1 tRNA gene and 2 rRNA genes (1 of these 3 cut by a window edge) are annotated in these 2,500 nt (G+C 53.8%); all 3 read right to left on the minus strand.

Going from position 1 to position 2,500, the window contains the following annotated elements:
* Position 1: 1 nt before the first annotated feature.
* Positions 2 to 78, minus strand: a tRNA-Met gene (locus tag AC04SH_RS34465).
* Between the two features lie 208 nt (positions 79 to 286).
* Positions 287 to 401 (minus strand): 5S ribosomal RNA (gene rrf, locus AC04SH_RS34470).
* A gap of 155 nt (positions 402 to 556) precedes the next feature.
* A 23S ribosomal RNA gene (locus AC04SH_RS34475) occupies positions 557 to 2,500 on the minus strand; it runs 858 nt beyond the window's last position.

The following is a 2,500-nucleotide window of genomic DNA, read 5'->3' on the forward strand; positions in this document are numbered from 1 at the left end:
TTGGTTGCGGGGACAGGATTTGAACCTGTGACCTTCAGGTTATGAGCCTGACGAGCTACCGGGCTGCTCCACCCCGCGTCACCATTGGATGTAAGCGCAAGCCTACAAATAGGTAGAAGGCTCACCAAATGAAAGGGCCGCTTGCGCGGCCCGTGGTCCCTTGGCGGGCCTCGATGCATGTCGCCCAAAAGTGTTGAGCGGTTTTGGGATAACGACATGCATCAATAAAATCGTAATGAGAAGATTTCGCATCCGATTGGATGTGATTTCAACGTGCGTTTGGCAGACCTGGCAGCGACCTACTCTCCCGCGTCTTGAGACGAAGTACCATCAGCGCTGGAGCGTTTCACGGCCGAGTTCGGAATGGGATCGGGTGCAGCCGCTCCGCCATAACCACCAGGTCGGCAAAACGCACGTTATTCGAGAAGCTTTTTTGAGCGAATAGCGATGAGGGAGTACGAATAGAGAGATCCTATCCTGATGCTCTCTCGGAGCTGTTCGCTGGTCTTTGTTGTGCCATCCATTTGACTTCGTCAAATGGGCATAAGGAATGAGAACGATCAAGCCGATCGAACTATTAGTACCGGTAAGCTTCAAGCGTTGCCGCTCTTCCACACCCGGCCTATCAACGTGGTCGTCTTCCACGGTTCTCAGGGAATACTCGTTTTAAGGTGGGTTTCCCGCTTAGATGCCTTCAGCGGTTATCCCGTCCGGATATAGCTACCCTGCTATGCGGCTGGCGCCACAACAGGTCCACCAGAGATCCGTCCATCCCGGTCCTCTCGTACTAGGGACAGATCCTTTCAATATTCCTACACCCACGGCAGATAGGGACCGAACTGTCTCACGACGTTCTGAACCCAACTCACGTACCGCTTTAAATGGCGAACAGCCATACCCTTGGGACCTGCTCCAGCCCCAGGATGCGATGAGTCGACATCGAGGTGCCAAACAACCCCGTCGATATGGACTCTTGGGGGTCATCAGCCTGTTATCCCCGGCGTACCTTTTATCCGTTGAGCGATGGCCCTTCCACGCGGGACCACCGGATCACTATGACCGACTTTCGTCTCTGCTCGACTTGTCAGTCTCGCAGTCAGGCAGGCTTATGCCATTGCACTCAGCGAACGATTTCCGACCGTTCTGAGCCCACCATCGCGCGCCTCCGTTACTCTTTAGGAGGCGACCGCCCCAGTCAAACTACCCACCATACATTGTCCCGGACCCGGATAACGGGCCGCGGTTAGACATCCATAGTAATAAGGGTGGTATTTCAAGGGTGGCTCCACCTGAGCTGGCGCCCAGGTTTCAAAGCCTACCACCTATCCTACACATGCCACTACGAATGCCAATGTAAAGCTATAGTAAAGGTGCACGGGGTCTTTCCGTCTAACCGCAGGAACCCCGCATCTTCACGGGGAATTCAATTTCACTGAGTCTATGCTGGAGACAGCGGGGAAGTCGTTACGCCATTCGTGCAGGTCGGAACTTACCCGACAAGGAATTTCGCTACCTTAGGACCGTTATAGTTACGGCCGCCGTTTACTGGGGCTTCGATTCAGAGCTTGCACCCCTCCTCTTAACCTTCCAGCACCGGGCAGGCGTCAGACCCTATACGTCGTCTTGCGACTTCGCAGAGCCCTGTGTTTTTGATAAACAGTCGCTACCCCCTGGTCTGTGCCACCCTCCTCTACTTGCGTAGAAAAGGGTCACGCTTCTTCCGAAGTTACGCGTGCAATTTGCCGAGTTCCTTCAGCATAGTTCTCTCAAGCGCCTTGGTATACTCTACCTGACCACCAGTGTCGGTTTCGGGTACGGTTTATAAGGAGGAGCTATTTCCTGGAACCGCTCCGCTGCCCGTTCAATCCGATAAGATTGGACAACTTGTGCGATCCGTCACTACCTCCAAGCCCACGAATATTAACGTGGTTCCCATCGACTACGCGTTTCCGCCTCGTCTTAGGGGCCGGCTAACCCTGCTCAGATTAGCTTTAAGCAGGAACCCTTGGTCTTTCGGCGGGGGAGTCTCTCACTCCCCTTACGTTACTCATGTCAGCATTCGCACTTCTGATACCTCCACCACCCCTCACGGGTATGGCTTCATCAGCTTACAGAACGCTCCGCTACCGCTTGGCCCTTGCGGACCAAACCCTAAGCTTCGGTGTATGGCTTTAGCCCCGTTACATTTTCGGCGCAAAGACCCTTATTTAGACCAGTGAGCTGTTACGCTTTCTTTAAATGATGGCTGCTTCTAAGCCAACATCCTGGTTGTTTTGGGATCCTCACATCCTTTCCCACTTAGCCATAACTTGGGGACCTTAGCTGTAGGTCAGGGTTGTTTCCCTTTTCACGACGGACGTTAGCACCCGCCGTGTGTCTGCCGACTAGTACTCCCAGGTATTCGGAGTTTGGTTAGGTTTGGTAATCCGGTGAGGACCCCTAGCCCATCCAGTGCTCTACCCCCTGGGGTATTCGGTCGACGCTCTACCTAAATAGATTT

This window comes from Mesorhizobium sp. CNPSo 4688 (assembly GCF_057784295.1).